Raw genomic sequence first — 24160 nt, 5'->3', positions numbered from 1 at the left:
AACCTGAAACAAAAAACATAAAGATTATGAAACAAACGACAAATGCAATTGTAATGATTCGGCCAGTTGCCTTTAGAATGAATGAGCAAACTGCTGTAAATAATTATTACCAAAAAGTATTAGACGGACTTTTGCCAAGTACCGTAAACGCTAAAGCACAACAAGAGTTTGATACTTTTGTTGAGAAGTTAAGAGCAGTCGGAGTTGATGTAACGGTTATTGATGATAACTTGGAAACAGATACGCCTGATAGTATTTTTCCAAACAATTGGGTCTCGTTTCATGAAAATGGAGATGTAGCACTTTATCCAATGTTTGCCGAAAATCGCCGTCAGGAACGACGTGAAGATATTTTGGATACTCTTGAAGAGAAAGGATTCGAAATTGCGAATATAATGGATTACACATCGGCAGAAGAAGATGGTTTTTTTCTGGAAGGAACCGGAAGTTTGCTTTTAGATCGTGCCAATGCAAAAGCGTACTGCGCATTGTCTCCACGTGCCGATGAAGAATTGTTTATCGAATTCTGCGAAGATTTTGATTATGCCCCGGTTATTTTTGAAGCTTTTCAGACAGTTGACGGAGAGCGTAAATTAATCTATCATACTAATGTAATGATGTGTTTAGGTGAAACTTTTGCAGTTATCTGTGCCGATTCTATAGATGATAAAAAAGAGCGTAAAATGGTTCTTGAAAATCTAAAAGCCGATAAAAAAGAAATTATTCTGATTACCGAAGCTCAGGTTAATAATTTTGCAGGGAATATGTTAGAGGTTAGGGGGGCAAACGATAAAAAATATATTGTGATGAGCGCATCAGCACATCAGAGTTTAACGCCAAAACAAATTGCTCAATTAGAAAATCATGCTGAAATTTTAAGTTCAAGCCTTGATACAATTGAAGCTTGCGGAGGAGGAAGTGCAAGATGCATGATGGCGGAAGTATTTTTGCCAAGAGGTTAAAAGCGGAATAATAAAATTTGATATTATAAAAAGGCTCAACTATTTTGGTTGAGCCTTTATTATTATGAATGGGATATAGTGCTACTTGTTGATTAATTTTTCAAGCCTTGCCATCATTTCATCTTTTTCTTTCAGCATTCGTTCATAAAGAGCTATCTTTTCTTCGTGAAGTGAAACCAATTTCTCAATTGGATTAATGTTAGCTGTTCCATTGAATGAATTCGTAAAGGCGTGTTCTGCAAAAGTATTCGAAATAATATTTACGGCTTGCTCTTCATTAAAATTTTGAAAAGCTTCGACAGGAATTTTTAATGCATGTGAGATTTGATCCAATATATCATCTTCAATTACATCTTTTTGCTCAAGCATAGAGATTTTCTTTTGATTCCAGTCATTTCCCAAATCAAAAGCCAATGACTCTTGTTTGATACCGAGCATTTCTCTAAAACGTTTTACGTTTCTTCCCTGATGTATTTTCTGTTCCATTTAATGAATATAAATTTTCTGAAGGCTTAAAGATACAGCCATTTGGATTAAAAATTATGATTTCAAAGATAAAAAAAGATCCTGTAAAATATCCGTTTTGTCAGATTTTATATCTGCATTTGGAATAGATTATCTTTTTTAAAGAATGGAGCTTCACTAGTCAGTATTAAATGTGCCAACGATACAATTTTTAAATTTTGAAAATGTTAAAAGGAGTAAAATTAAACTCCCCTAAAAGAGTAGATGCTATATATTAGTATTTTTTATGAAATAACAAGATACTACATCAAATTTCCTTTTACAATATTAATGATTGAACTAACAATATATTGAATTCCGATTGAGATAACAATAAAACCGACAATTCTGGAAATAGCTACAATTCCTGAAGCACCAAGAATTCTTGCTAAATAATGAGCGCTTTTTAAGATCGCAAAAATAGCTATGGCAATGGCTAAAATTGCCAAAGTCGAAATGATGATTTCTTCCATTCCGTGATGTTCCTGATAAAAAGCAATTAATAACGAAATAGAACCTGGTCCTGCTAACATTGGTATTGCTAATGGGGTTAATGCAATGTCATTTCTTTGCTGTGCTTCATTTTCAATTTTTTTATTGATTCCGCGCTTTTTATTGAATTTTCCTGAGAGTAGCGAAAAACCCGAGTTTACAATCACAATTCCACCTGCAATTCGAAGTGCATCAATGCTAATTCCGAAAAATGACAAAACATATTGTCCAATGAAAAAAGAAACAATTAAAATAATGAATACATTAATGGCAGTCCATAGTGAAATCCGGGAGCGTTCTTTCTGAGAATCATGTTGTGTTAATCCAACAAAAATTGGAACAGTTCCGATTGGGTTTAATACTGAGAAAAGAGCAGCAAATAAATAAATGAATAAATCCATATTGTCTTGGTTAGTGAAGTAAAAATAGTCATTTTTTGATATCTGAGCGTAAATTCGTGTTAGGATATTTGTTTTTTAGCACTATTAATTCTAAATCAATTAGCTAAAATTAGCTCGTTCTTTTTGATTACTTTTGCAGTATATTATAAAATGATGAAAAATAAAAAAACCTTAGTTCTGGGTGCCACGACAAAACCGGAACGTTATGCTTTTAGAGCAATAAATATGTTAGTTGAAAAAGGACATTCCGTTTTGGCAATCGGTCAAAAAGCGGGTGAAGTTGCTGGTGTAAAAATTCATACTAAAGCTATTCCTGTAAAGAATATTGATACTGTTACATTGTATTTAAATCCTGCACGTCAAAGAGATTATTACAATTACATTATTGAAGCACAACCTAAAAGAGTAGTTTTTAATCCGGGAACAGAAAATCCTGAATTATATCAATTGCTGGAGTTAAACAATATTAAGGCAGAAGTTGCCTGTACTTTAGTTCTGTTGGCTACAAATCAATATTAGTTTTTTAGGAGCTATTTATTTCGTGGCTTCGGTCCGATTGTGCTCTGCTGCGCGCTATATCTTTTGTATCGGACCCCGGCACAAAAGAATGTCGTTCTTTTCAGGGCTAGAAATATCCATTTGTAGAATTTCAAACATTTCATTAAACATTGAGTTTAGTTGCCCCACAGTCTGCTGAACCATTAAAAGTATTACTTTTGTCTTCATGGAATTTTCATCAAAACTAATAGAAAAAGCAGTCAACGAAATGTCACAATTGCCAGGAATTGGTAAACGTACAGCATTACGACTGGTGCTTCATTTGTTAAAGCAACCTAAAGAACAAACCGGCTTTTTATCACAGGCATTGTTGAATATGCGCGAGAATATTAAATTCTGTGAAAGCTGTCATAATATTTCGGATACAAAGGTTTGCGAAATTTGCGCTAATTCATTGCGAAATCATCAGACAATTTGTGTTGTCGAAGATATTCGTGATGTTATGGCTATTGAAAATACGGGCCAATATAAGGGAATCTATCATGTTCTTGGAGGTAAAATTTCTCCAATAGAAGGTGTTGGCCCAAGTCAGCTGAATATTTCGAGTTTAGTGGGAAAAGTAAAAGAAGGAAAAGTTGTAGAGATTATTTTCGCCCTGAGTTCAACAATGGAAGGTGATACAACAAATTTTTATATTTATAAGCAAATTGCTGAATCAGAAATTATAATTTCCACCATAGCAAGAGGGATATCTGTAGGGGATGAATTAGAATATGCAGATGAAATTACACTTGGCAGAAGTATATTGCATAGGATTCCATTCGAAAAAACTTTCAAAAACAATTAATTAAACCCAAATGGGCTATAGATTTCCTGAAAATTAAAGGAAAAGCTATATTTGCGATAAAATTAAAAAAATGACTAAAAACGGCTTTTATATCCTACTATTAATTAGTACACTTTTTACATCTTGTATTCCTGTAAAAGACTTGGTTTATTTGCAAGATAAAAACAGTTCGGGAGAACAAAATAATATTTCTGCGGTAGAGTCAAAACCTTACAGATTGCAAGTAAATGATGTTTTGAGTATTGATATAAAGGCGATTGATGCTAAATTAGTTTCAATTTTTAATACTACAGATGCTTCTTCCGGAGGAGGGAAATCTGAGTCGTCTTTGTATTTTAGCGGATTTACAGTTGATGATCATGGAAATATACGAATGCCAATTTTAGGTGAAATTAATGTTATAGGGTATACTCTTGAAGAAGTTCGCCTTATAATCGAAAAAAAATTACTCGAAGAATATTTTAAAAGTGAAGCTAATATTTTTGTAACTGTGAAATTAGCAGGTTTTAGATATACCATAAATGGTGAAGTGGGAAGTACAGGTACAAAAACGCTGTTTCAGGAGCACGTAAATATTATGGAAGCTATTGCAAATGCTGGTGACATAACAATTACCGGAAATAGAAAAGCAATAACCATAATTCGCCAGACACCAACAGGAGCTCAAATGCATGATATCGATTTGACTGATGTCAATGTGATGAAATCCCCCTATTTTTATCTGCAGCCTAATGATTATGTTTATGTAAAACCACTTAAGCAAAAAACATGGGGAACAGGAAAAACAGGCTTAGAGTCAATAGGGACTATTATTACTTTACTATCGCTTGCAACAACTGTTTATTTGTTACTTAAAAACTAAATTCAAAGATGCTAGATATAAAAGATTTTTCCATTTTTGAGAATCATTCAAATTTTGATTTTAAAGGATTTCTATTAAAAATTATCAGTTATTGGAAATGGTTCTTAGCTAGTTTGATAATTGCTTTTACAATAGCCTATCAGGTAAATATTCGTAAAGAAAAAATTTACGGAATGCAAACCATGATTTCGATCAAAGAAGAACGAAATCCTTTTTTTACATCAAATACCAGTCTGGTATTTAATTGGGGAGGAGTTTCTGATCAGGTAAATGGAATTACAACTGTAATACAATCACGCTCTCATAATGAATTGGTTGTAGATAAATTGCAGTATTACATTGATTATTTTGTTCAGGGAAAGTATAATTTAATTGATGCTTATGGAGCGGTGCCTTTTTATTTAAATATTGATAAGGATAAAGGGCAGCTTGCAGGTAAATTAATTGGAATTAAATTTTTAAGTCCAAATGAATATGAAATTAGAATTCCTTTTGAAAATAATTCAGCCTCAACAATTACATATTCTAGTAATACATATAGTAATACTGCTGTTCAGCCTACTGAATTTGTAAGAAAGTTCAAAGTAGGAGAAAAAGTTTCATTGCCATTTTTGAATTGGAATTTACAAATAAATGATAATCCCGGTCTTTATACCGGAAATGAATATTTTGTGCAATTCAATGATTTTGACGGAACAGTTTCACGATATCGAGGTGTCAGCGTAAATGCTGATGATAAAGGAGGTTCAATACTAACTTTGGGAATGCAAGGTACGAATAAGGCCCGAATGGTTGAATATTTGAATGCAACGGTAAAAATGCTGATCAAAATTCAGCTTGACGGAAAGAATCAGTTTGCAACCAATACCATTAGGTTTATTGATAGTACTCTTGTTGCAATGGAATCACAATTGAAACAAACAGGTAGTGAGCTCAAGTCTTTTAGAAAAGATAAAAACATTTATGAAATTGAAGGAGGAGGGGAAAAGGTTTCAGAAAAAATAATGGATTTCGATGTTGAAAAAGATCAGGTCACCAGAAAAATATCGTATTATAATTCTTTAAAGTCATATTTAAATAATAGTGTTGACTATTCAAAATTACCTGCGCCTTCTGTTGCAGGAATCGAAGATCCAAACATTGTTGTAAACATATCAAAATTAATTGCGCTTTCTACTCAAAGATCAGAAATGGCTTATGCGGTAAAAAGTGATAAGATTTTTAGGGATTTTGACAATCAAATGCAGGCCGTTAAAAGTGTTTTGTTAGAAAATATAGCTTCTGCAAAAGGCTCGTTAATGACTGATTTGGCCATGGTAAATGCTAAGTTGGGACAGGCTGAAAGTACTGTAAAAAGACTGCCGGAAGAGCAACAGGAATTGTTGAAAATCCAACGAAAATATGATTTAAGTGACAATATCTATACCGAATTCCTTAAAAAAAGAAATGAGGCTGAAATAGTAAAAGCTTCAAATTTATCAGATATTCATTTTATTGATCCTGCAAAAGATATAGGTGGCGACCTGATTGGACCTAAAACTTCGGTAAATTATATATTAGCTTTGTTTGCCGGGATATTAATTCCTTTGTTTTTTATATTTGGAATTTTCTTTGTCAATAATTCGATTCAAAATACAGAGGATATAAGTAAGCTAACACAAATACCATTGATTGGTGTAATTGGAGTTAATAATGATTCTTTGAATTTAGCTGTTTTTGATAAACCAAAATCCGCTCTTTCTGAAGCCTTTAGGGCTATTCGGTCTTCATTGCAGTTTTTGTATAAGAAACAACAAGTGAGTGGTTCTAAAACATTAATGATTACCTCTTCAATAAGTGGTGAAGGAAAAACATTTTGTTCTATAAACATTGCTACGGTCTTTGCTTTAAGTGAAAAGAAAACGGTTATTGTAGGTTTAGATTTGAGAAAGCCAAGATTGTCGGATGAGTTTGGTTTAAAGAATCAAATAGGAGTAGTAAATTATTTAATCAAACAAAATAGTTTAGATGAAATAACAAACTCAACAGAAATAACAAATCTTGATGTTATCCTTTCAGGACCAATACCGCCAAATCCTTCAGAGCTTATTTTAAGTGAAACAATGAAGGAGCTGATATTAGAGCTAAAGCAAAAATATGATTATATTATTCTTGATACCCCTCCGGTTGGATTGGTTTCTGATGCATTAGAATTAGCTCAGTTTGCAGATGTAACACTTTATATCGTAAGGCAGAATTATACCAAAAAAGAAATGATAACATTGCTTAATACCAGAATAAAAAGAGGAGAGTTAAATAATGCCAGTATTGTTTTAAACGGCTATGAGAATAAAGCAAAATATGGTACGGCTTATGGGTATGGTTATGGCTATGGAGCTTATGCAAACGGATATCATGAAGAGGAAGTTAAATTAAGTTTCTGGAAGACAATATTGAATAAATTCAGTAAAAAATAATTTAAAGGAAATGGATAAATCAACTCAATATAAAATTCTAATCACGGGTGGAGCGGGCTTTATAGGTTCAAATTTATCTGAATATTTTTTAGGATTGGGGCATAATGTAATTTGTCTGGATAATTTTTCGACGGGTCATCATCATAATTTGAAGGGCTTTATTGATAATCCTAAATATAAATTAATAGAAGGGGATATTCGAAATATTGCCGATTGTATTTTAGCGGTAGAAGGAGTTGATTACGTGTTGCATGAGGCCGCTTTAGGATCAGTTCCAAGATCTGTCAATGATCCAATTACAACAAATGATGTTAATGTTTCGGGTTTTTTGAATATGTTAGTTGCTTCACGTGATGCAAAAATTAAAAGATTTATATATGCAGCTAGTTCTTCAACGTATGGTGACTCTCAAGGATTGCCAAAAGTTGAAGATGTTATTGGTAAGCCATTATCACCATATGCTATTACTAAATATGTAAACGAGTTATATGCTGAGATTTTTAGTAAAACTTATGGTTTAGAAACAATAGGCTTGCGTTATTTTAATGTTTTTGGCAGAAAACAGGATCCGAATGGAGCTTACGCTGCAGTGATTCCAAAGTTTGTTGCCCAATTAATGAAATATGAAAGCCCTGTTATTAATGGCGATGGAAATTATTCCAGAGATTTTACATATATCGATAATGTGGTTCAGATGAATGAGTTAGCTATGACAAGTCAAAATCCGGATGCAGTTAATACGGTTTACAATACTGCCTTTGGTGATCGAAAGACATTGAATGATTTGGTTGGGTATTTAAAAGAATATTTAGCTGAGTTTGATTCTAAAATTGCCGATGTAGAGATTATTTATGGAGCAAATCGAGTGGGAGATATCCCGCATTCATTGGCCAGCATTGACAAAGCGAAAACAAAGTTGGGCTATAATCCAAAATATTCTTTACAAGAGGGATTAAAAGAGGCTGTAACCTGGTATTGGAATAATTTGAAATAAAATAAGGATCAAGATAATAGTAAATTAGATGAAAATTACAAAAATTTGTTGCATTGGTGCAGGTTATGTTGGAGGGCCAACAATGGCAGTGATTGCTCAAAAATGTCCACATATTCAAGTGACTGTTGTCGATTTGAACGAACAAAGAATTAAAGATTGGAATGACCCAAATACTGATAATATTCCAATTTATGAACCAGGACTTTCAGAAATAGTAGCTGAAGCAAGAGGAAGAAATCTTTTCTTTTCAACAGAAGTAGAAAAAGCAATTGATGAAGCACAAGTGATTTTTATATCAGTAAATACGCCAACCAAAACTTATGGAAAAGGAAAAGGTATGGCTGCTGATTTAAAATACATTGAACTTTGCGCCAGACAGATCGCAAAAGTAGCAAAGCAAAATAAAATTGTAGTTGAAAAATCAACTTTACCCGTACGAACAGCTGAGGCAATAAAAAGTATTTTAGATAATACAGGAAATGGCGTGCAATTTCAAATTTTATCAAATCCTGAATTCTTAGCGGAAGGAACGGCAGTAACTGATTTGCTTAATCCGGATAGAATTTTAATAGGCGGAGATACGACACCGGAAGGTGAAGAAGCTATTGCAGCTTTAGTTGATGTTTATGCAAATTGGGTGAGTAAAGATAAAATACTGACGACTAATGTTTGGTCATCAGAATTATCTAAGCTAACAGCAAATGCATTTTTAGCGCAACGTATTTCATCAATAAATGCAATGTCTGAATTGTGTGAGAAAACGGGTGCCGATGTTAGTGAAGTTGCAAAAGCAATAGGAATGGATAGCAGAATAGGACCTAAATTTTTAAAGGCATCTGTTGGTTTTGGAGGTTCATGTTTTCAAAAAGACATCTTAAATTTAGTTTATATAGCAAAATCCTACGGGTTAAATGAAGTGGCAGATTATTGGGAACAGGTTATTATAATGAATGATCACCAGAAAAGAAGATTCTCAAATAAAATTGTTCAAACACTGTATAATACAGTTGCAGATAAAAAGATTACATTTTTAGGTTGGGCTTTCAAAAAAGATACAAATGATACAAGAGAATCTGCGGCAATTTATGTGGCTGATGACTTAATTAACGAACAGGCTAAAATTTCTGTTTATGATCCAAAGGTTTCAAGAAATAAAATGTTGAGTGATCTGGATTATTTAGAATCCAGAACTGTTGAAGAAAATAGTAGCGCGCTTTCTATTTTTGATAACGCTTATGAAGCTTGTAAAGAATCGCATGCGATTGCGATTCTTACGGAATGGGATGAGTTTACAACTTACGATTGGCAAAAAATTTACGATGCTATGCATAAGCCGGCATTTCTTTTTGATGGTAGAAATATATTGAATGCAAAAGAACTGGAATCAATTGGATTTATTTACAAAGGTATAGGTTCTTAATTGAAAGTGTCCTGATATAAAATTAAAGATGAAATGAAAAAAGAAGATTTGGGTTTAAAAAAAATATTTCAATCTAAAGAAGGTTTATGAATTGGTATGTACTTTATACGAAACCTAAATGGGAGAAGAAAGTTGCTGATAAAATGAATCAAATAGGTATTGAATGTTATTGTCCATTAATTACCCAGGTTAAACAATGGTCAGACAGAAAGAAAAAGATAGAAGTTCCACTTTTCAATTCATATGTGTTTGTTCAATTGGAAGATAATGAACGAAATTCGGTTTTTGAGGTGTCTGGTGTAGTCCGGTATTTATTTTGGTTAGGGAAACCTGCTATAGTTAAAGATGGAGAGATCGACATTATAAAAACAAGTCTAAAATCTTCAAATATCAGTGATATTTCAGTAACTGCTATTCAGGTTGGCGATCGTATAAAACTAGAAACAGGAGCTTTTAGTAATCAGGATGCCATTGTTCAGGAAGTATCAAATACACATTATATATTAGTACTGGAATCTTTAGGATGCGTACTTAAAATAAAATACAAATAAAGTAGTTATAGTATAGCTATCTTTAATCAAAACAGAAGGTGAAATTTCTTTAAGATGAAATTTTATTTTCTGTTTTTTTTATAATGTATTTTTTACATGCTGATTGATAAGACATTGAAGTATGCTAATATTTTTAAATTGTTTGTTTTTTCAGTATTACGGGAAACCGTATTGAATAAATTGACTTAATATGTTATATTTGCCGAAAATGATTTTAGAGTATCTGTGTCAAAGCCTTGTGACTCAGAGAGGCGAAGCCGTGAATTGTTATGACTGAAATGAATAAAAAAGATTACAAATTAAGCGAGAACATAAAAATAGCCATTATTGGTTTAGGTTATGTGGGTTTGCCTTTGGCTAGATTATTTGCTACAAAATATTCAGTTGTAGGTTTTGATATAAATGAATCACGAATTAATACGCTAAAATCAGGTACAGATACGACATTAGAAGTAGATGATGCAACTTTGCAGAAAGTTTTGGTTGATCAGCCTGGTTTTAACATAGGACTATATTGTACCACTTCTTTAGATGATATAGCAGATTGTAATTATTTTATAATAACCGTTCCGACTCCCGTTGATAAAAATAATAGACCTGATTTAACTCCTTTGTATAAATCTAGTGAATCAGTGGGTAAAATATTGAAAAAGGGAGATATTGTAATTTACGAATCTACAGTTTATCCAGGTGTAACCGAAGAACAATGTGTTCCGGTTTTAGAAAAGGTGTCCGGTATGAAATTTAATGAAGATTTCTTTGCAGGCTATTCTCCAGAAAGAATAAATCCAGGAGACAAAGAACATACTGTCGAAAAAATTCTAAAAGTCACTTCTGGTTCAACACCAGAGATTGGTTTAAGAGTTGACGAATTATACAAATCAGTAATTACAGCAGGAACCCATTTAGCACCTAGTATAAAAGTTGCAGAAGCGGCAAAGGTTATCGAGAACTCACAAAGGGATATTAATATTGCTTTTGTAAACGAACTGGCTAAAATATTCAACTTAATGAATATAGATACTCAGGAGGTTTTAGCAGCAGCAGCAACAAAATGGAATTTTTTACCTTTTAAACCTGGTTTAGTTGGTGGACATTGTATTGGTGTAGATCCTTACTATTTGGCACAAAGAGCCCAGGAGTTTGGATATCATCCTGAAATAATTTTAGCTGGACGCCGTTTGAATGACAGTATGGGTGAGTATATTGCTTCCCAAGTTGTTAAACTAATGATTAAAAAAGGGATTTCTGTTAATGGAGCAGAGTTATTAATGCTTGGGATTACTTTTAAAGAAAACTGCCCTGATGTACGTAATACAAAAATAGTAGATGTTGTTAAGGCATTGACTGAATATGGAATTTCGGTTACAATATTTGACCCCCTTGCTAATGCAAATGATGTAAAAAAAGAATATAATTTAGTAACATTAAAAACCCTTCCAAATAATAGATTTGACGCAATTGTTCTGGGAGTCTCTCATGCGGAATTTTTAGAATTAAATTTTGCCCAATTGCAGAAAGAAAACAGTTTATTATATGATGTAAAAGGAGTTTTAGGTAGCGTAGCTGATAACAGGTTATAGAACTTAAAGATCTTTTTTTTTATTAAAAAAAAATGGAAACAAACAATTCAATTATACATGTAATTTTGACAGGGGGAGTGGGAAGCAGGTTATGGCCGCTTTCACGAAAAAGCCAACCTAAACAATATCTGGAAATTTTTGAAAATAAATCATTATTCGAAATGACCGTTGATCGTAATAGTCATTTGGCTAATAAGGTAATGGTAGTAGGTAATGTTGATAATCAGCACTTAAGTGGTAAAGTTATGGATAAAACCAAAACTGCTTATGTGAATATAGTCGAAGCTACACCAAGAAATACAGCAGCTGCAATTGCATTTGCGGCATTTGCGTCAGATCCTGATGATATATTAATTGTAACGCCTTCTGATCATATTATTGATAAAATGGAAGATTATAATAAAGCTATTGATGAAGCTGTTTTAAAAGCACAAGAAGGATTTATTGTAACTTTTGGTATTATTCCAACTAAACCTGAAACAGGATATGGTTATATAGAATCAAAAGGAGACAAGGTGATCTCATTTAGAGAAAAGCCTAATGAAACGACGGCAAAAGAGTTTATTTCAAAAGGAAATTTTCTATGGAATAGCGGTATGTTTTGTTTTAAGGCCAGTGTTCTTTTGGATGAGTTAAAGCAATTTCAGCCCGATGTTTACGAAAAATCTAAAGCTGTCTGGGAAGCAAGTAAAAATGGATTTTTAGATCTGAATTTGTCGTTAGAAATTCCATCAATTAGTATTGATTATGCTGTGATGGAGCGAAGTAAAAAAATTAAAGTAGTTCCTGCTGCTTTTTCATGGTCAGATTTAGGATCCTTTGAATCAGTTTATGATTATTTAGTTTCAAAAGGACACCCTACGGATAAAAATGGAAATATGGTCATTGGTTCGGGTAAGCACACGACTTTTTTAGGATTAAAAAACACTATTTTTGTATATACGGATACAGCAAATTTAATTTTGCAGAAAGAAAACTCGCAGGATGTGAAGGATATTTACAGTGAGTTGGAAAAAATAAATTCAGATTTATTAAATTAATTAAAATGAAAAAAATTCTTATAACTGGCGGAGCTGGTTTTATTGGATCTCATGTCGTTAGACGTTTTGTAAATAAATATCCTGAATATCAAATATTCAATTTAGATGCTTTGACTTATGCAGGGAATTTGGAAAACATAAAAGATATCGAAAATCATTCTAATTATACATTTGTAAAGGGTGATATTGTTGATGAGACTTTTATAAATGAACTTTTTTCATTACATAATTTTGAAGGTGTTTTGCATTTAGCAGCAGAGTCTCATGTTGATAGATCTATTGAAGATCCTTTAGCATTTGTAAAAACAAATGTAATTGGGACTATGAATTTATTAAATGCAGCTAAAAATCAATGGAAAGATGATTTTGAAGGCAAACGCTTCTATCATATAAGTACTGATGAAGTTTATGGCTCTCTTGGAGCAGAAGGACTTTTTACCGAAACAACTTCTTACGATCCTAATTCTCCGTATTCAGCTTCCAAAGCAAGTTCAGATCATTTTGTAAGAGCTTATGGTGAAACTTATGGTTTGCCATATGTTTTAACAAATTGTTCAAATAATTACGGATCTTATCATTTTCCTGAAAAATTGATTCCTCTGTTTATCAATAATATCATTAGTAATAAGCCATTACCAGTTTACGGAGACGGAAATTATACTCGTGATTGGCTTTTCGTAGAAGATCATGCTATTGCTATAGATTTAGTTTTTCATGAAGGAAAAAATCATGAAACTTATAATATTGGTGGTTTCAACGAATGGAAAAACATTGATTTAGTAAAATTATTATGCCGAATTATGGATCAGAAACTTGGCAGGAAAGAAGGAGTTTCACAAGAGTTAATTACGTATGTAAAAGACAGACCCGGACATGATTTGCGTTATGCTATTGATGCCTCTAAAATTAGTAAAGAATTGGGATGGAAGCCTTCTGTTACTTTTGAAGAAGGTTTGGAAAAAACAATTAATTGGTATTTAAGTAATGAGGAATGGTTACAAAATGTAACTTCTGGTTCTTATAAAGATTATTATCAAAAACAATATTCATAGCAATAAGCAATTTTATTTAAACCAAACTTTAGGTTAAATTATAATTACAAATGAAAAAGATAACATACGCTCTTACCCTATTTTTTATTTTACTATTATCATTCAATTTGCATGCTCAAGACATAATTAAATCGAAAGATTTAAGTACAGTCCAAGTTGATTATTTGTCGGATGATGATTTGAGTAAAATTAGCGCTCAATTAAAAAGTAATAATACGACAATTGAACAGGTAGAATCAATGGCGTTGTCAAAAGGGATGACCCAAACGGAGTTTAATAAGTTAAAGATTAAACTTACTGAATTTGAGAAGAAAAATTCGAGAGGTAGTTCAAAAGACAAAAATGCAGATAATATAGGAAAAACATTAGATAAGGATTCTGAGTTTGGAAGAAAACAAGAAAAAATTAAAAATGATAAAGTAAAGGATTCTATAAATGCTTTAATTTTTGGTTCTGAATTATTTGACAATCCTACTTTGAATTTTGAGCCAGATTTAAAATTGGCAACACCCGTAAACTATGTTCTAGGACCAGGTGACAAATTAGAAGTAAGCGTGTATGGTGTTCAGCAATTTGATGATACCGTTCCAGTAAATTTCGAAGGTAAAATTACAATTCAAAACGTTGGGCAAATCGCAGTAGCAGGAATGTCTATTGAAGCAGCTTCACAAAAAATAAAATCAGCAATTGCAAGAGTTTATAGTACAGTTAGATCCGGCCAATCTCAGGTTAGTGTCAGTTTAAGTGATATAAGAACTATTAAAGTTACAATCGTTGGAGGAAAGCAACCGGGTAATTACTCTGTTTCATCTTTAGCGTCTGTTTATAATGCATTGCATTTAGCAGGCGGACCAGGTAAAAATGGTAGTTATAGAAATATAGAATTAATCAGAAATAATAAAGTTTATAAAAATATTGATATTTATAAGTTTTTAGTTAAAGGAGATCAATCCGATAATGTTAGTTTGAAGGATAATGATGTAATTCGAATTCCGGCATATAGTCAAAGAGTTACAGTTGAAGGAGAAGTAAAACGTCCTGGCATCTTCGAAATGAAAAAAGGAGAAACATTTACTGATTTATTATCTTTTTCTTCAGGCTTTAATGAATTTGCCTATACAGCATCTGTAAATGTCATGCAAAAAACAGGAAAAGAGTTTAAAGTTCATGACATAAATGAAAGTGAATATAACTCTTATTTACCTCAATCTGGAGATGTGTTCAGAATTACCAAAATTTTAAATCGATTCGAAAACCGTATTAAAATTGAAGGAGCAGTTTTTAGACCTGACTATTATTCTTATAATGAAGGAATGAGAATTTCGGATCTTATTACAAGAGCTGAAGGTCTTAAAGAAGATGCGTATACAAAAAGAGCAAGAATTATTCGTCTGAAAACGGATTTAACAACAGAAATTGTCAATGTTGATTTAAGTGCAGCATTATCTGGAGATTTGAATTCTGATATAGAGTTAAAAAGAGAAGATATTGTTACTGTTTATTCTATTCTTGATTTTAGAGAAGAGTATAAAGTGACAATTGATGGGGAAGTAAAGAATCCTGGCGAATACGAATATTTTGAAAATTTAACTTTAAATGATTTAGTAGTTCAGGTTGGTGGATTAACGGGTTCAGCATCTAAAAGAGTTGAAATTGCAAGAATGATAAAGTCTGATGTAATAGATGATGCCGATCCAAAGCGTATTGAATTGGTAGAACTTGAAATTACTGCGGGTAACAACGAGCAGATTAAAAATTTTGTATTGAAGCCATTTGATGTTATTAATATTCGAAAAATGGCGGTCTATGAAAAGCCAGAAATGGTAAAAGTAAGTGGTGCTGTAAGTTACCCTGGAAAATATGTTTTAGCAAATAAAAAGGAAACAGTATACAACGTTGTAATGAGGGCGGGTGGATTAACATCCATTGCTAATTTAAATGGTATGAAAATTAAAAGACCAATTAAAGAAGAGCAACTCGAACAGTTAGAAAGTGTAAATCTTAATCTAGATAAAAAATTAACAGCTCAAGAAGAAAAAGAAGGATTAGGAGTAAAGCAAAAAGATACTCTTAACTCTAAATTATCTAAAAAACTTAGGGATGAATTAAAATATGCTACAATTCCAGTAAATTGGGAAAAAATTGTAAAAGACAAAAGTCATTATTCAAATGTTACTTTGTTTCCTGGTGATGAAATAGAAGTTGCAGTTTATAACGAGGGAGTTAAAGTAACCGGAAATGTATTATTGACTTCTGAAATTCCTTTTAGAAGTGGAAAAGGATTTAAATATTATATTAATTCTGTAGGTGGTGTTGATAGTAAGGGATGGAAGAGAAAAGCCTATATCATTTATCCAAATGGAAAAGCCTCTGTAACCGGATCATTTTTATTTTTTAGGTCTTATCCAAAAGTCACGCCCGATTCTCAAATTGTTGTGCCGGAAAAACCTGAAACTAAGAAAATGAGTGCAGGAGAGTGGGCAGGTCTTGGAACTGCATTTGCAAGTTTAGCGTTGTTAATTGTTACTGCTTTTAAATAAATTATTTTAATGGATAATAAATCTAGAGAAAACGATGAAATATCGTTAAAAGAATTAATTATGAAAGTTAGAGAATGGTATAAATACTTATTCTCGCAATGGATGATTATTATATTAGCAACAGTTATAGGTGCAATATGTGGATTAACTTATTCTATACTTAAAAAACCTATTTATACCGCCACACTATCTTTTGCTTTAGAGGATGAGAAAGGTGGAGGGGGGTTAGGTGGAGCTCTAGGATTGGCTAGTTCATTTGGACTAGATTTGGGAGGAAGTGGTGGTGGAATTTTTACTGGTTCTAATTTGACTGAGCTATTTAAGTCACGAGTAATGGTAGAAAAAACTTTGTTGTCTCCGGTGATGTATAATGGAAAAGTTGTCTCTTTGGCCGAAATGTATATTAGCAACAATAAATTGAGAGAAGGGTGGAATAAAGATCCTAGATTTTCTAAGATACAGTTTTTGCCAAATGCAAATCGTGAAAATTTTACACGAGCACAAGATAGTATTTTGGGTAAGTTATATGAAAGTTTGTCAATGGGTGGTTTAGCTGTTGGACAGAAAGATAAAAAAGTTTCAATTATTAATATTGACGTTAGGTCAACGAATGAATTATTTTCAAAATATTTTTGTGAAGCGTTAGCTAAAGAAGTCTCTATTTTTTATATTAATACTAAAAGCAAGAAATCTCGCGATAATATGCTTATTTTAGAACGTCAAACAGATTCTATACGTAGGGAATTAAATAGTGCTATTACAGGAGTTGCAGTCGCTAATGATAATACTTTTAATTTAAACCCTGCACTAAATGTTCGTCGTGCGCCTTCTGCACGCAGACAGGTAGATGTTCAGGCTAATACTGCTATTTTAACAGAATTAGTAAAACAGGCTGAATTAGCAAAAGTTACTTTGCGAAAAGAAACTCCGTTAATTCAAATAATTGATAAACCTATTTTGCCATTAGCAAAAGAAAGGTTTGGTAAAGCTAAAGGGATACTACTGGGAGGAATTTTGGCTGGTTTTTTAGTCATTTTTGTTTTGATTTTTAGAAGGGTGTTAAAATTACTTGCATAATGATTTCAGAATAGAAATATAATTAAATTGATATAAATGAACATTCTAAAATTAATAGGAAGAAACGAAGAAATATTTGAAAAAGATATTCTTGCCTTTAAAGATCAATTATGCAAAATTGTTAATAATTCTTCTTTTTTAGTAATAGGAGGAGCAGGTTCGATTGGCCAAGCTGTAACTAAAGAAATATTCAAACGCAATCCAGCGAAATTACATGTTGTAGATATTAGTGAAAACAATATGGTAGAATTAGTTCGTGATTTAAGAAGTTCTTATGGTTATATTGATGGAGATTTTCAAACATTTGCATTAGATATAGGGTCAATAGAATATGATGCATTTATTAAATCGGACGGTAAATATGACTATGTGTTAAATCTTTCCGCTTTAAAGCATGTACGTAGTGAAAAAGATCCCTTTACATTAATGCGAATGATAGATGTAAATGTTTTTAATACTGATAAAACATTGCAGCAATCAATCGATAATGGAACCAAAAAATATTTTTGTGTCTCAACAGATAAAGCTGCTAATCCGGTTAATATGATGGGCGCTTCAAAAAGAATAATGGAAATGTATTTGATGCGGAAAAGCAATGAGATTAAAATTTCTACAGCACGTTTTGCAAATGTTGCATTTTCAGATGGTTCTTTGTTGCATGGATTTAATCAGCGTATTATTAAAAAACAGCCAATTGTTGCACCAAATGATATTAAACGATATTTCGTTACTCCAAAAGAATCAGGCGAACTCTGTTTAATGTCTTGCATTTTTGGAGAAAACAGAGATATCTTTTTTCCTAAATTAAATGAAAACTTACATTTGATTTCTTTTGCTGACATCGCAGTCAAATACTTAGCGGAAATAGGTTATCAGCCTTATTTATGCAAATCTGAAGAAGAAGCCAGAAATAATGTAGACGATTTAATTAAACAAAAAATGTGGCCATGTTTTTTTACAGAGAGTGATACTACGGGAGAAAAAGATTTTGAAGAATTTTTTACAGATAATGAAGTATTAGATATGGATCGATTTGAGAATTTAGGAGTGATAAAAAATGAAGCTAATTATGATGTATTAAAATTAGAAGATTTTAGCAGTAAGATTAAAATTATGAAATCAAATAAAAGCTGGAGTAAGGATGAAATAGTTGATTTGTTTCATAAAATGATTCCAAATTTTGGACATAAGGAAACCGGTAAATATTTAGATTCTAAAATGTAATTATGACTTCAATTGATTCAGTTATATCTTTTATAAAAGAACAATATAAAACAGAAAGTTTTATACCATTGCACGTTCCACATTTTGGAGGTAACGAAAAAAAATACCTGTTAGAAACTATTGATTCTACCTTTGTATCTTCAGTTGGTGCATATGTAGATCAATTTGAGATAATGATGCAAACAATTACGCAAACTCAAAAAGCGGTTGCGGTAGTTAATGGTACAGCGGCAATTCAGGTAGCTTTGCGTTTGTTGGGTGTAAAGTCTGGAGATGAAGTATTAACACAAGCATTAACGTTTGTTGCAACTGCCAATGCTATAGCTTATCAAAACGCAACTCCGGTTTTTTTAGATGTAGACTTAGATACTATGGGTTTATCGCCCAAAGCAGTTTCTTCGTTTTTAGAAGAATTTGGTGAGTTACGTCAAGATGCATGTTATAATAAAAAAACTGGGAATAAAATAAGTGCTTGCTTACCAATGCATACCTTTGGGTTTCCAGTACATCTGGATGAACTATTAGCAATTTGTAATGCTTGGAAAATTCCATTGATTGAAGATGCTGCAGAATCATTAGGTAGTGAATACAAAGGAAAGCCTACTGGGAGTTTTGGAAAATTGGGTGCTTTTTCATTCAATGGAAATAAAATAGTTACTTGCGGAGGCGGTGGCGCCATTGTGAGTAATGATCATAAATTGGGTGAAAAAGGCAAATACTTAACTACAACAGCCAAAATTCCACATCCTTATGAATACGTTCATGATGAAATGGGGTATAATTTCAGAATGCCCAATTTAAATGCTGCATTAGCATGTGCTCAATTAGAACAGTTAAGTAGTTTCTTAGAAAATAAAAGAAAGTTAGCAAGGGAATATGAATCTTTTTTTGCTACCAGTGGAATAAAATTTAGAACAGAAACTCCAGAAACCAAAGCCAATTATTGGTTAATGTGTGTTGAATTAGAAAATAAAATTGAACGCGATTTGTTTTTGCAAACAACAAACAAAAATAATGTAATGACGAGACCAATTTGGCAATTGATGTATCGCTTACCTATGTATACTAATTGCTATAGAGATGAACAAGTTAACGCTGAATTTTTAGAAGAAAGAATTGTAAATGTACCAAGTAGTGTCAGATAAAAAGATAATTCTTATCGGGTATTCAGGACATGCTTATGTATTGGCCGAAACCATTTTAGAAAATGGACTTGAAGTCATTGGATATTCAGAAAAGGAAGAATCAAAAAGGAATCCTTATAATCTATCATATTTAGGATATGAAAACGAAGAAAATTTTATTGGCTGGAGAAGTAATGTTTCCTTTGCAATAGGTATAGGAGATAATAATATCAGACAAATTGTTGCCAGTTTAATTGAAAACAAAAGAAAGTCAATTGAAACTATTATTCATAAAACTTCTCATTTGTCAAAAAGTACTTCAATAGGCTGTGGAACCTTTGTTAATAAAAGTGTAATGGTCAATGCATTTACTGTAATAGGAAAAAATGTAATTTTAAATACTGGTTGTATAATTGAGCATGAATGTGTTTTGCATGATGCGGTACATATTGCACCCGGAGCTGTTTTAGCTGGAAATGTTACAATTGGTGAAAGAACTTTTGTAGGGGCCAATTCCGTAATTAAACAAGGTATAGTAATAGGAAAAGATGTCACAATAGGCGCAGGCTCTGTTATAATCAACGATGTGCCTGACGGTAAAAAGGTAGTTGGAAATCCTGGTCGAATAATTTAAGTATGAATAAAGTAATTATTATTGCAGAGGCTGGCGTAAATCACAATGGAGATTTAGAGGTAGCAAAAAAGTTAATTGATGTTGCAGTAGATGCTGGGGTTGACTATGTAAAATTTCAAACATTTAAAGCAGATAGTTTAGTAAGTAAGTCTGCAAAAAAGGCAGACTATCAAAATATTAATATTCATGATGGAGATGATTCTCAGTATGCTATGTTAAAAAATTTAGAGTTGAGTCATGAAAATCATTTAGAGTTAATGACTTATTGTTCTGAAAGAAATATTAAATTTTTCTCTACAGCTTTCGATGTTGAAGGTGTAAATTATTTAAATGATTTAGGGTTGTCATTTTTTAAAATTCCAAGTGGAGAAATAACTAACTATCCTTATTTGAGAACGGTTGCTTCATGCGGAAAACCTGTAATTATGTCAACAGGAATGTGTTCTGAAATAGAAATAAAAGATGCTTTAGAGGTATTAATTAAATTTGGATTGAAGAAAGAAGTAATCACAATTCTGCATTGTAATACAGAATACCCAACTCCTATGAAAGATGTTAATCTTAATGCTATGTTGACCATAAAAAGAAATTTTGGTGTTCAAATAGGATATTCTGATCATACACTTGGTATTGAGGTTCCTATTGCTGCAGTTGCAATGGGTGCTAAAATAATTGAAAAGCATTTTACTTTGGACAGAAGTTTGCCAGGGCCTGACCATCTTGCCTCACTTGAGCCACAAGAATTAAAAGAAATGGTTAAAGCAATTCGTAATATTGAATTAGCTTTAAGTGGCGATGGAGAAAAAGTGCCAAGTGAAAGTGAAACGAAAAATATCGCTATAGCTAGAAAAAGTATTTTTATTAATAGAGATTTATCGAAAGGACATATTATTACGGATGATGATATTATTTCATTGAGACCAGGAGATGGAATTTCGCCTATGGAATGGGAAAATGTTGTAGGAAAAAAACTGGTTGTTGATAAAAAAGAATTTGATAAACTTTTAGTTTCAGAAATTCAATGAGAATAGGAGTATTAACCAGTTCAAGAGCTGATTATGGAATATACCTTCCTCTGCTTCAAAAAATGAAAAATGATTCTTTTTTTGAAATGGAAATTATTGCTTTTGGTACACATTTATCCAAAGGTCATGGCTATACTTTAAGTGATATTCAAAAGGATGGTTATAATTGTATTCATAAGATAGCTTCTTTAATTTCAAACGATGATGAACAATCTATTGCTTCATCTTATGGTTTGACTGTTTTAAAGTTCGCAGATTTTTGGGAAAATCATAAATATGATTTAATTCTTTGTTTAGGAGATCGCTTTGAAATGAGCAGTGCTGTACAAGCAGGAATTCCATTTGGAGTAAAATTTGCTCATATACACGGAGGTGAAACTACATTGGGGGCAATTGATAATATTTATCGACATCAAATTTCTTTAGCTTCTTTATTACATTTTACTGCTACTGATGTTTTTAGTGAAAAAATTAAAAGTTTGATTGGCTCTTCAGAAGGTATCATTACTGTAGGAGCATTGAGTTTAAATGACATAAAGAAGTTTATACCTTTAGAAAAAACAACTTTTTTTTACAAATTTGCAATACCAAATGAAGAATTTGCGCTAGTTACTTTTCATCCTGAGACAATATCATTGCAGGATAATGTGAGATATGCCCAAGAAATGAAAAATGCTATGACAGTGATTTCAGAAAAATTATTTCTAGTAATCACAATGCCTAATGCAGATACGCAAGGTTCGATATATAGAGAAGCAATTCAAGAACTAAAAAATGACTTGCCTAATAGAATTTTATTAATCGAAAATTTCGGTAAGATAAATTATTTTTCTGCTATGTATTATGCTAAGATCCTAATAGGCAATACTTCAAGTGGGATTTTGGAGGCGGCTTCCTTTGGTAAATACGTAATTAATGTAGGTGATAGACAGAAAGGCAGGGTTCAAAGTGGCAATGTTTTAAATTGTGAATTTGAAGAATCTGCTATTATTTTAGCTACTAATGAAGCAATAAAATTAAATAAATATGACGGTGAAAACGTGTATTTTAAGTCTGACGCAGTTAATAATATAATTAAAATCTTAAAAGAGTTTTTATGAGAATTTACAAAGATCATTTAATTCTTTCGGGAAGTAAAGTAAAAGAAGCTCTGCTTGTATTGAATGAACTATCACAAGATGCGATTCTTTTTGTGGTAGATACAGATGATAAATTGATAGGGGCACTTACAGACGGTGATGTACGACGTGGATTGTTAAAAGGATTTACAATTGACAGTATTATTAATGAAATTATACAGGATAATCCTAGATATATTACTAAAGGAGAAAATAATTTAAGAAAAATTATTGAATATCGTGAAGGCGATTTCAGAATTGTACCAATAGTAGATGAAAATCACAAAGTGGTAAATGTTATTAATTTTAGAAAAATTAAATCCTATTTACCAATAGATGCTGTTATAATGGCTGGCGGAAGAGGACAAAGATTACAACCTTTAACTAATACAATCCCTAAACCTCTTTTAAAAGTTGGAGATAAGGCCATTATGGAACATAATCTCGATCGATTAGCCTTATTTGGCATAGATGATTTTTGGATTTCTGTAAAATATTTGGGGAAACAAATTGAAAATCATTTTGGCAGTGGAGAAGAAAAAAATGTTAAAATCGAGTACGTTTGGGAAAAAGAACCCTTAGGTACAATAGGTGCGGTTTCACAAATTCAAAACTTCGAGCATGATTATATTCTTGTTACTAATTCTGATTTGTTGACTAATATTGATTATGAACAATTTTTTCTTGAATTTATAAAACAAGACGCTGATTTGGCTGTTTTGACAATTCCCTATCAAGTAAGTATTCCATATGCTGTACTCGAAACTAATAATGGAGAAGTAAAAAGTTTTAAAGAAAAACCAACTTATACCTACTATTCAAATGGAGGGATTTATTTGATGAAAAAGGGAATGTTGAATTTCATTCCAAAAGATACATTTTTTAATGCGACCGATTTAATGGAAGATTTAATAAAGAATAAGTTAAAAGTAATTTCTTTTCCATTTTCGGGATATTGGTTGGACGTAGGTAAACATGAAGATTTTGAGAAAGCACATATTGATATACACAATATAAAGTTTTAATAATTGGAATGATGAAAAAGATATTATGGTTAGTGACTGCGAGAAGTGGCTCTAAATCGGTCCCAGATAAAAATATTAAATTTTTAGGAGGACATCCTTTGATTAGTTATCGAATTCAGTCGGCAAAAGATACTCAATTATTGGGTGATGTTTGGGTTAGTACAGATTCAGAAAAATATGCTACAATAGCCAAAGATTATGGGGCAGAAATACCTTTTATGAGGCCCGATTATTTGGCAACAGATGAAGCCTCTTCTATTGATGTTGTATTGCACGCGATGGAATATGCTTTAAAAATGAATAAAAAATATGATTATATCGCTTTATTAGAACCTACCTCGCCTTTTGTTAAAAGTTATGATCTTGATAAAGCTGTAAATTTACTTAGTGAAGACAAAATGGCTTCTGCAATAGTTGCTACAAAAGAGAGTAGACCTAATAGAATATTTATCCAAAAGGAGAATAAATATTTGAGTGAATTAGCGAATAATCTTAAAACGCTTAAAAAAAAATTAGGGAGACAGTTATTTCATAAAGAAATAACACCTTCTGGAGGCTTCTACATAAGCAAATGGGATGCTTTTTTAGAAAGTAAATCGTTTTATACAGAAACAACATTGAGTTATTTATTAGATGATATTTCTGGTTTAGAAATTGATGAACCTTTAGATTGGCAATTTGCTGAATTTATTGTTGAGAAAAAGTTGTTTGAAGAAAAAAATATTAAATAA

Annotated in this window: 22 protein-coding genes; 20 read left to right on the top strand and 2 right to left on the bottom strand. The window is 31.9% G+C overall.

Annotated elements, in window-relative coordinates:
* Window positions 1–26 precede the first annotated feature (26 nt).
* Window positions 27–962 (top strand): citrulline utilization hydrolase CtlX, encoded by a 936-nt coding sequence (gene ctlX / locus ACHRWY_RS20695; protein WP_395357223.1) that lies wholly within the window; start codon window positions 27–29, stop codon window positions 960–962.
* 81 nt (window positions 963–1043) lie between these two features.
* Here the strand turns inward: ctlX and ACHRWY_RS20690 are convergent, their stop codons facing one another.
* Entirely contained in the window at window positions 1044–1448 is a 405-nt protein-coding gene (locus ACHRWY_RS20690) for a helix-turn-helix domain-containing protein (RefSeq protein ID WP_395357221.1), read from the bottom strand.
* 281 nt (window positions 1449–1729) lie between these two features.
* Complete coding sequence (locus ACHRWY_RS20685; protein ID WP_395357219.1) at window positions 1730–2359, bottom strand: MarC family NAAT transporter; 630 nt, start codon at window positions 2357–2359, stop codon at window positions 1730–1732.
* Between the two features lie 153 nt (window positions 2360–2512).
* On the opposite strand from ACHRWY_RS20685, the gene ACHRWY_RS20680 reads away from it, so the two are divergent.
* The 19 genes from ACHRWY_RS20680 (at window position 2513) to ACHRWY_RS20590 (ending at window position 24160) form a co-directional block, all read left to right on the top strand.
* A complete protein-coding gene (locus tag ACHRWY_RS20680; protein WP_068843798.1) occupies window positions 2513–2878 on the top strand; it encodes a CoA-binding protein in 366 nt (121 codons plus the stop codon).
* Between the two features lie 205 nt (window positions 2879–3083).
* Window positions 3084–3704 carry a recombination mediator RecR gene (gene recR, locus ACHRWY_RS20675; RefSeq protein ID WP_395357218.1) on the top strand — a complete coding sequence of 207 codons (621 nt, stop codon included), beginning with the start codon at window positions 3084–3086 and terminating at the stop codon, window positions 3702–3704.
* Between the two features lie 70 nt (window positions 3705–3774).
* Window positions 3775–4566: a polysaccharide biosynthesis/export family protein gene (locus ACHRWY_RS20670; protein WP_395357216.1), complete on the top strand. Its 792-nt coding sequence runs from the start codon at window positions 3775–3777 to the stop codon at window positions 4564–4566.
* Between the two features lie 8 nt (window positions 4567–4574).
* Window positions 4575–7022 carry a polysaccharide biosynthesis tyrosine autokinase gene (locus ACHRWY_RS20665; RefSeq protein WP_395357214.1) on the top strand — a complete coding sequence of 816 codons (2448 nt, stop codon included), beginning with the start codon at window positions 4575–4577 and terminating at the stop codon, window positions 7020–7022.
* A gap of 10 nt (window positions 7023–7032) precedes the next feature.
* Entirely contained in the window at window positions 7033–8016 is a 984-nt protein-coding gene (locus ACHRWY_RS20660; protein ID WP_395357213.1) for an SDR family oxidoreductase, read from the top strand.
* Between the two features lie 28 nt (window positions 8017–8044).
* The gene (locus ACHRWY_RS20655) at window positions 8045–9436 is read left to right on the top strand and encodes a UDP-glucose 6-dehydrogenase (RefSeq protein WP_395357211.1); all 1392 of its coding nucleotides are present in this window, start codon (window positions 8045–8047) and stop codon (window positions 9434–9436) included.
* A gap of 86 nt (window positions 9437–9522) precedes the next feature.
* Entirely contained in the window at window positions 9523–9987 is a 465-nt protein-coding gene (locus ACHRWY_RS20650; RefSeq protein WP_395357209.1) for a UpxY family transcription antiterminator, read from the top strand.
* A gap of 269 nt (window positions 9988–10256) precedes the next feature.
* The gene (locus ACHRWY_RS20645; protein ID WP_395357208.1) at window positions 10257–11570 is read left to right on the top strand and encodes a nucleotide sugar dehydrogenase; all 1314 of its coding nucleotides are present in this window, start codon (window positions 10257–10259) and stop codon (window positions 11568–11570) included.
* A gap of 32 nt (window positions 11571–11602) precedes the next feature.
* Entirely contained in the window at window positions 11603–12610 is a 1008-nt protein-coding gene (locus tag ACHRWY_RS20640; RefSeq protein ID WP_395357207.1) for a mannose-1-phosphate guanylyltransferase, read from the top strand.
* A gap of 5 nt (window positions 12611–12615) precedes the next feature.
* Window positions 12616–13662, top strand: coding sequence for a dTDP-glucose 4,6-dehydratase (gene rfbB / locus ACHRWY_RS20635; protein WP_395357205.1), 1047 nt, complete (start codon window positions 12616–12618; stop codon window positions 13660–13662).
* Between the two features lie 50 nt (window positions 13663–13712).
* The gene (locus tag ACHRWY_RS20630; RefSeq protein WP_395357204.1) at window positions 13713–16202 is read left to right on the top strand and encodes an SLBB domain-containing protein; all 2490 of its coding nucleotides are present in this window, start codon (window positions 13713–13715) and stop codon (window positions 16200–16202) included.
* A gap of 9 nt (window positions 16203–16211) precedes the next feature.
* Window positions 16212–17279: a Wzz/FepE/Etk N-terminal domain-containing protein gene (locus ACHRWY_RS20625; protein ID WP_395357202.1), complete on the top strand. Its 1068-nt coding sequence runs from the start codon at window positions 16212–16214 to the stop codon at window positions 17277–17279.
* 36 nt (window positions 17280–17315) lie between these two features.
* Window positions 17316–18503 (top strand): UDP-N-acetylglucosamine 4,6-dehydratase, encoded by a 1188-nt coding sequence (locus ACHRWY_RS20620; RefSeq protein WP_395357200.1) that lies wholly within the window; start codon window positions 17316–17318, stop codon window positions 18501–18503.
* Between the two features lie 2 nt (window positions 18504–18505).
* A complete protein-coding gene (locus tag ACHRWY_RS20615) occupies window positions 18506–19648 on the top strand; it encodes a LegC family aminotransferase (protein ID WP_395357198.1) in 1143 nt (380 codons plus the stop codon).
* Window positions 19626–20261 (top strand): acetyltransferase, encoded by a 636-nt coding sequence (locus ACHRWY_RS20610; RefSeq protein ID WP_395357196.1) that lies wholly within the window; start codon window positions 19626–19628, stop codon window positions 20259–20261. Before ACHRWY_RS20615 ends, ACHRWY_RS20610 begins: the two co-directional genes overlap by 23 nt.
* A gap of 2 nt (window positions 20262–20263) precedes the next feature.
* Window positions 20264–21286, top strand: coding sequence for an N-acetylneuraminate synthase (gene neuB, locus ACHRWY_RS20605; RefSeq protein ID WP_395357194.1), 1023 nt, complete (start codon window positions 20264–20266; stop codon window positions 21284–21286).
* The gene (gene neuC, locus ACHRWY_RS20600; RefSeq protein ID WP_395357192.1) at window positions 21283–22386 is read left to right on the top strand and encodes a UDP-N-acetylglucosamine 2-epimerase; all 1104 of its coding nucleotides are present in this window, start codon (window positions 21283–21285) and stop codon (window positions 22384–22386) included. The genes neuB and neuC overlap by 4 nt, the downstream gene beginning before the upstream one ends.
* Window positions 22383–23429, top strand: a complete 1047-nt coding sequence (locus ACHRWY_RS20595) for a nucleotidyltransferase family protein (protein ID WP_395357191.1) — start codon at window positions 22383–22385, stop codon at window positions 23427–23429. The genes neuC and ACHRWY_RS20595 overlap by 4 nt, the downstream gene beginning before the upstream one ends.
* 11 nt (window positions 23430–23440) lie before the next feature.
* Window positions 23441–24160, top strand: coding sequence for a cytidylyltransferase domain-containing protein (locus tag ACHRWY_RS20590; protein ID WP_395357190.1), 720 nt, complete (start codon window positions 23441–23443; stop codon window positions 24158–24160).

Origin of the sequence: Flavobacterium sp. FlaQc-48 (assembly GCF_044007335.1) — a bacterium.
Taxonomy (GTDB): domain Bacteria; phylum Bacteroidota; class Bacteroidia; order Flavobacteriales; family Flavobacteriaceae; genus Flavobacterium.
The sequence above is the reverse complement of the archived record's forward strand: the minus strand, read 5'-3'. Positions and strand labels throughout refer to the sequence as shown.

Excerpts from the sequence above, each read along its gene's own strand:
- ctlX (WP_395357223.1), top strand. The coding sequence starts at position 27 with ATGAAACAAACGACAAATGCAATTGTAATGATTCGGCCAGTTGCCTTT.
- ACHRWY_RS20690 (WP_395357221.1), bottom strand. The coding sequence starts at position 1,448 with ATGGAACAGAAAATACATCAGGGAAGAAACGTAAAACGTTTTAGAGAA.
- ACHRWY_RS20685 (WP_395357219.1), bottom strand. The coding sequence starts at position 2,359 with ATGGATTTATTCATTTATTTATTTGCTGCTCTTTTCTCAGTATTAAAC.
- ACHRWY_RS20680 (WP_068843798.1), top strand. The coding sequence starts at position 2,513 with ATGAAAAATAAAAAAACCTTAGTTCTGGGTGCCACGACAAAACCGGAA.
- recR (WP_395357218.1), top strand. The coding sequence starts at position 3,084 with ATGGAATTTTCATCAAAACTAATAGAAAAAGCAGTCAACGAAATGTCA.
- ACHRWY_RS20670 (WP_395357216.1), top strand. The coding sequence starts at position 3,775 with ATGACTAAAAACGGCTTTTATATCCTACTATTAATTAGTACACTTTTT.
- ACHRWY_RS20665 (WP_395357214.1), top strand. The coding sequence starts at position 4,575 with ATGCTAGATATAAAAGATTTTTCCATTTTTGAGAATCATTCAAATTTT.
- ACHRWY_RS20660 (WP_395357213.1), top strand. The coding sequence starts at position 7,033 with ATGGATAAATCAACTCAATATAAAATTCTAATCACGGGTGGAGCGGGC.
- ACHRWY_RS20655 (WP_395357211.1), top strand. The coding sequence starts at position 8,045 with ATGAAAATTACAAAAATTTGTTGCATTGGTGCAGGTTATGTTGGAGGG.
- ACHRWY_RS20650 (WP_395357209.1), top strand. The coding sequence starts at position 9,523 with ATGAATTGGTATGTACTTTATACGAAACCTAAATGGGAGAAGAAAGTT.
- ACHRWY_RS20645 (WP_395357208.1), top strand. The coding sequence starts at position 10,257 with ATGACTGAAATGAATAAAAAAGATTACAAATTAAGCGAGAACATAAAA.
- ACHRWY_RS20640 (WP_395357207.1), top strand. The coding sequence starts at position 11,603 with ATGGAAACAAACAATTCAATTATACATGTAATTTTGACAGGGGGAGTG.
- rfbB (WP_395357205.1), top strand. The coding sequence starts at position 12,616 with ATGAAAAAAATTCTTATAACTGGCGGAGCTGGTTTTATTGGATCTCAT.
- ACHRWY_RS20630 (WP_395357204.1), top strand. The coding sequence starts at position 13,713 with ATGAAAAAGATAACATACGCTCTTACCCTATTTTTTATTTTACTATTA.
- ACHRWY_RS20625 (WP_395357202.1), top strand. The coding sequence starts at position 16,212 with ATGGATAATAAATCTAGAGAAAACGATGAAATATCGTTAAAAGAATTA.
- ACHRWY_RS20620 (WP_395357200.1), top strand. The coding sequence starts at position 17,316 with ATGAACATTCTAAAATTAATAGGAAGAAACGAAGAAATATTTGAAAAA.
- ACHRWY_RS20615 (WP_395357198.1), top strand. The coding sequence starts at position 18,506 with ATGACTTCAATTGATTCAGTTATATCTTTTATAAAAGAACAATATAAA.
- ACHRWY_RS20610 (WP_395357196.1), top strand. The coding sequence starts at position 19,626 with ATGTACCAAGTAGTGTCAGATAAAAAGATAATTCTTATCGGGTATTCA.
- neuB (WP_395357194.1), top strand. The coding sequence starts at position 20,264 with ATGAATAAAGTAATTATTATTGCAGAGGCTGGCGTAAATCACAATGGA.
- neuC (WP_395357192.1), top strand. The coding sequence starts at position 21,283 with ATGAGAATAGGAGTATTAACCAGTTCAAGAGCTGATTATGGAATATAC.
- ACHRWY_RS20595 (WP_395357191.1), top strand. The coding sequence starts at position 22,383 with ATGAGAATTTACAAAGATCATTTAATTCTTTCGGGAAGTAAAGTAAAA.
- ACHRWY_RS20590 (WP_395357190.1), top strand. The coding sequence starts at position 23,441 with ATGAAAAAGATATTATGGTTAGTGACTGCGAGAAGTGGCTCTAAATCG.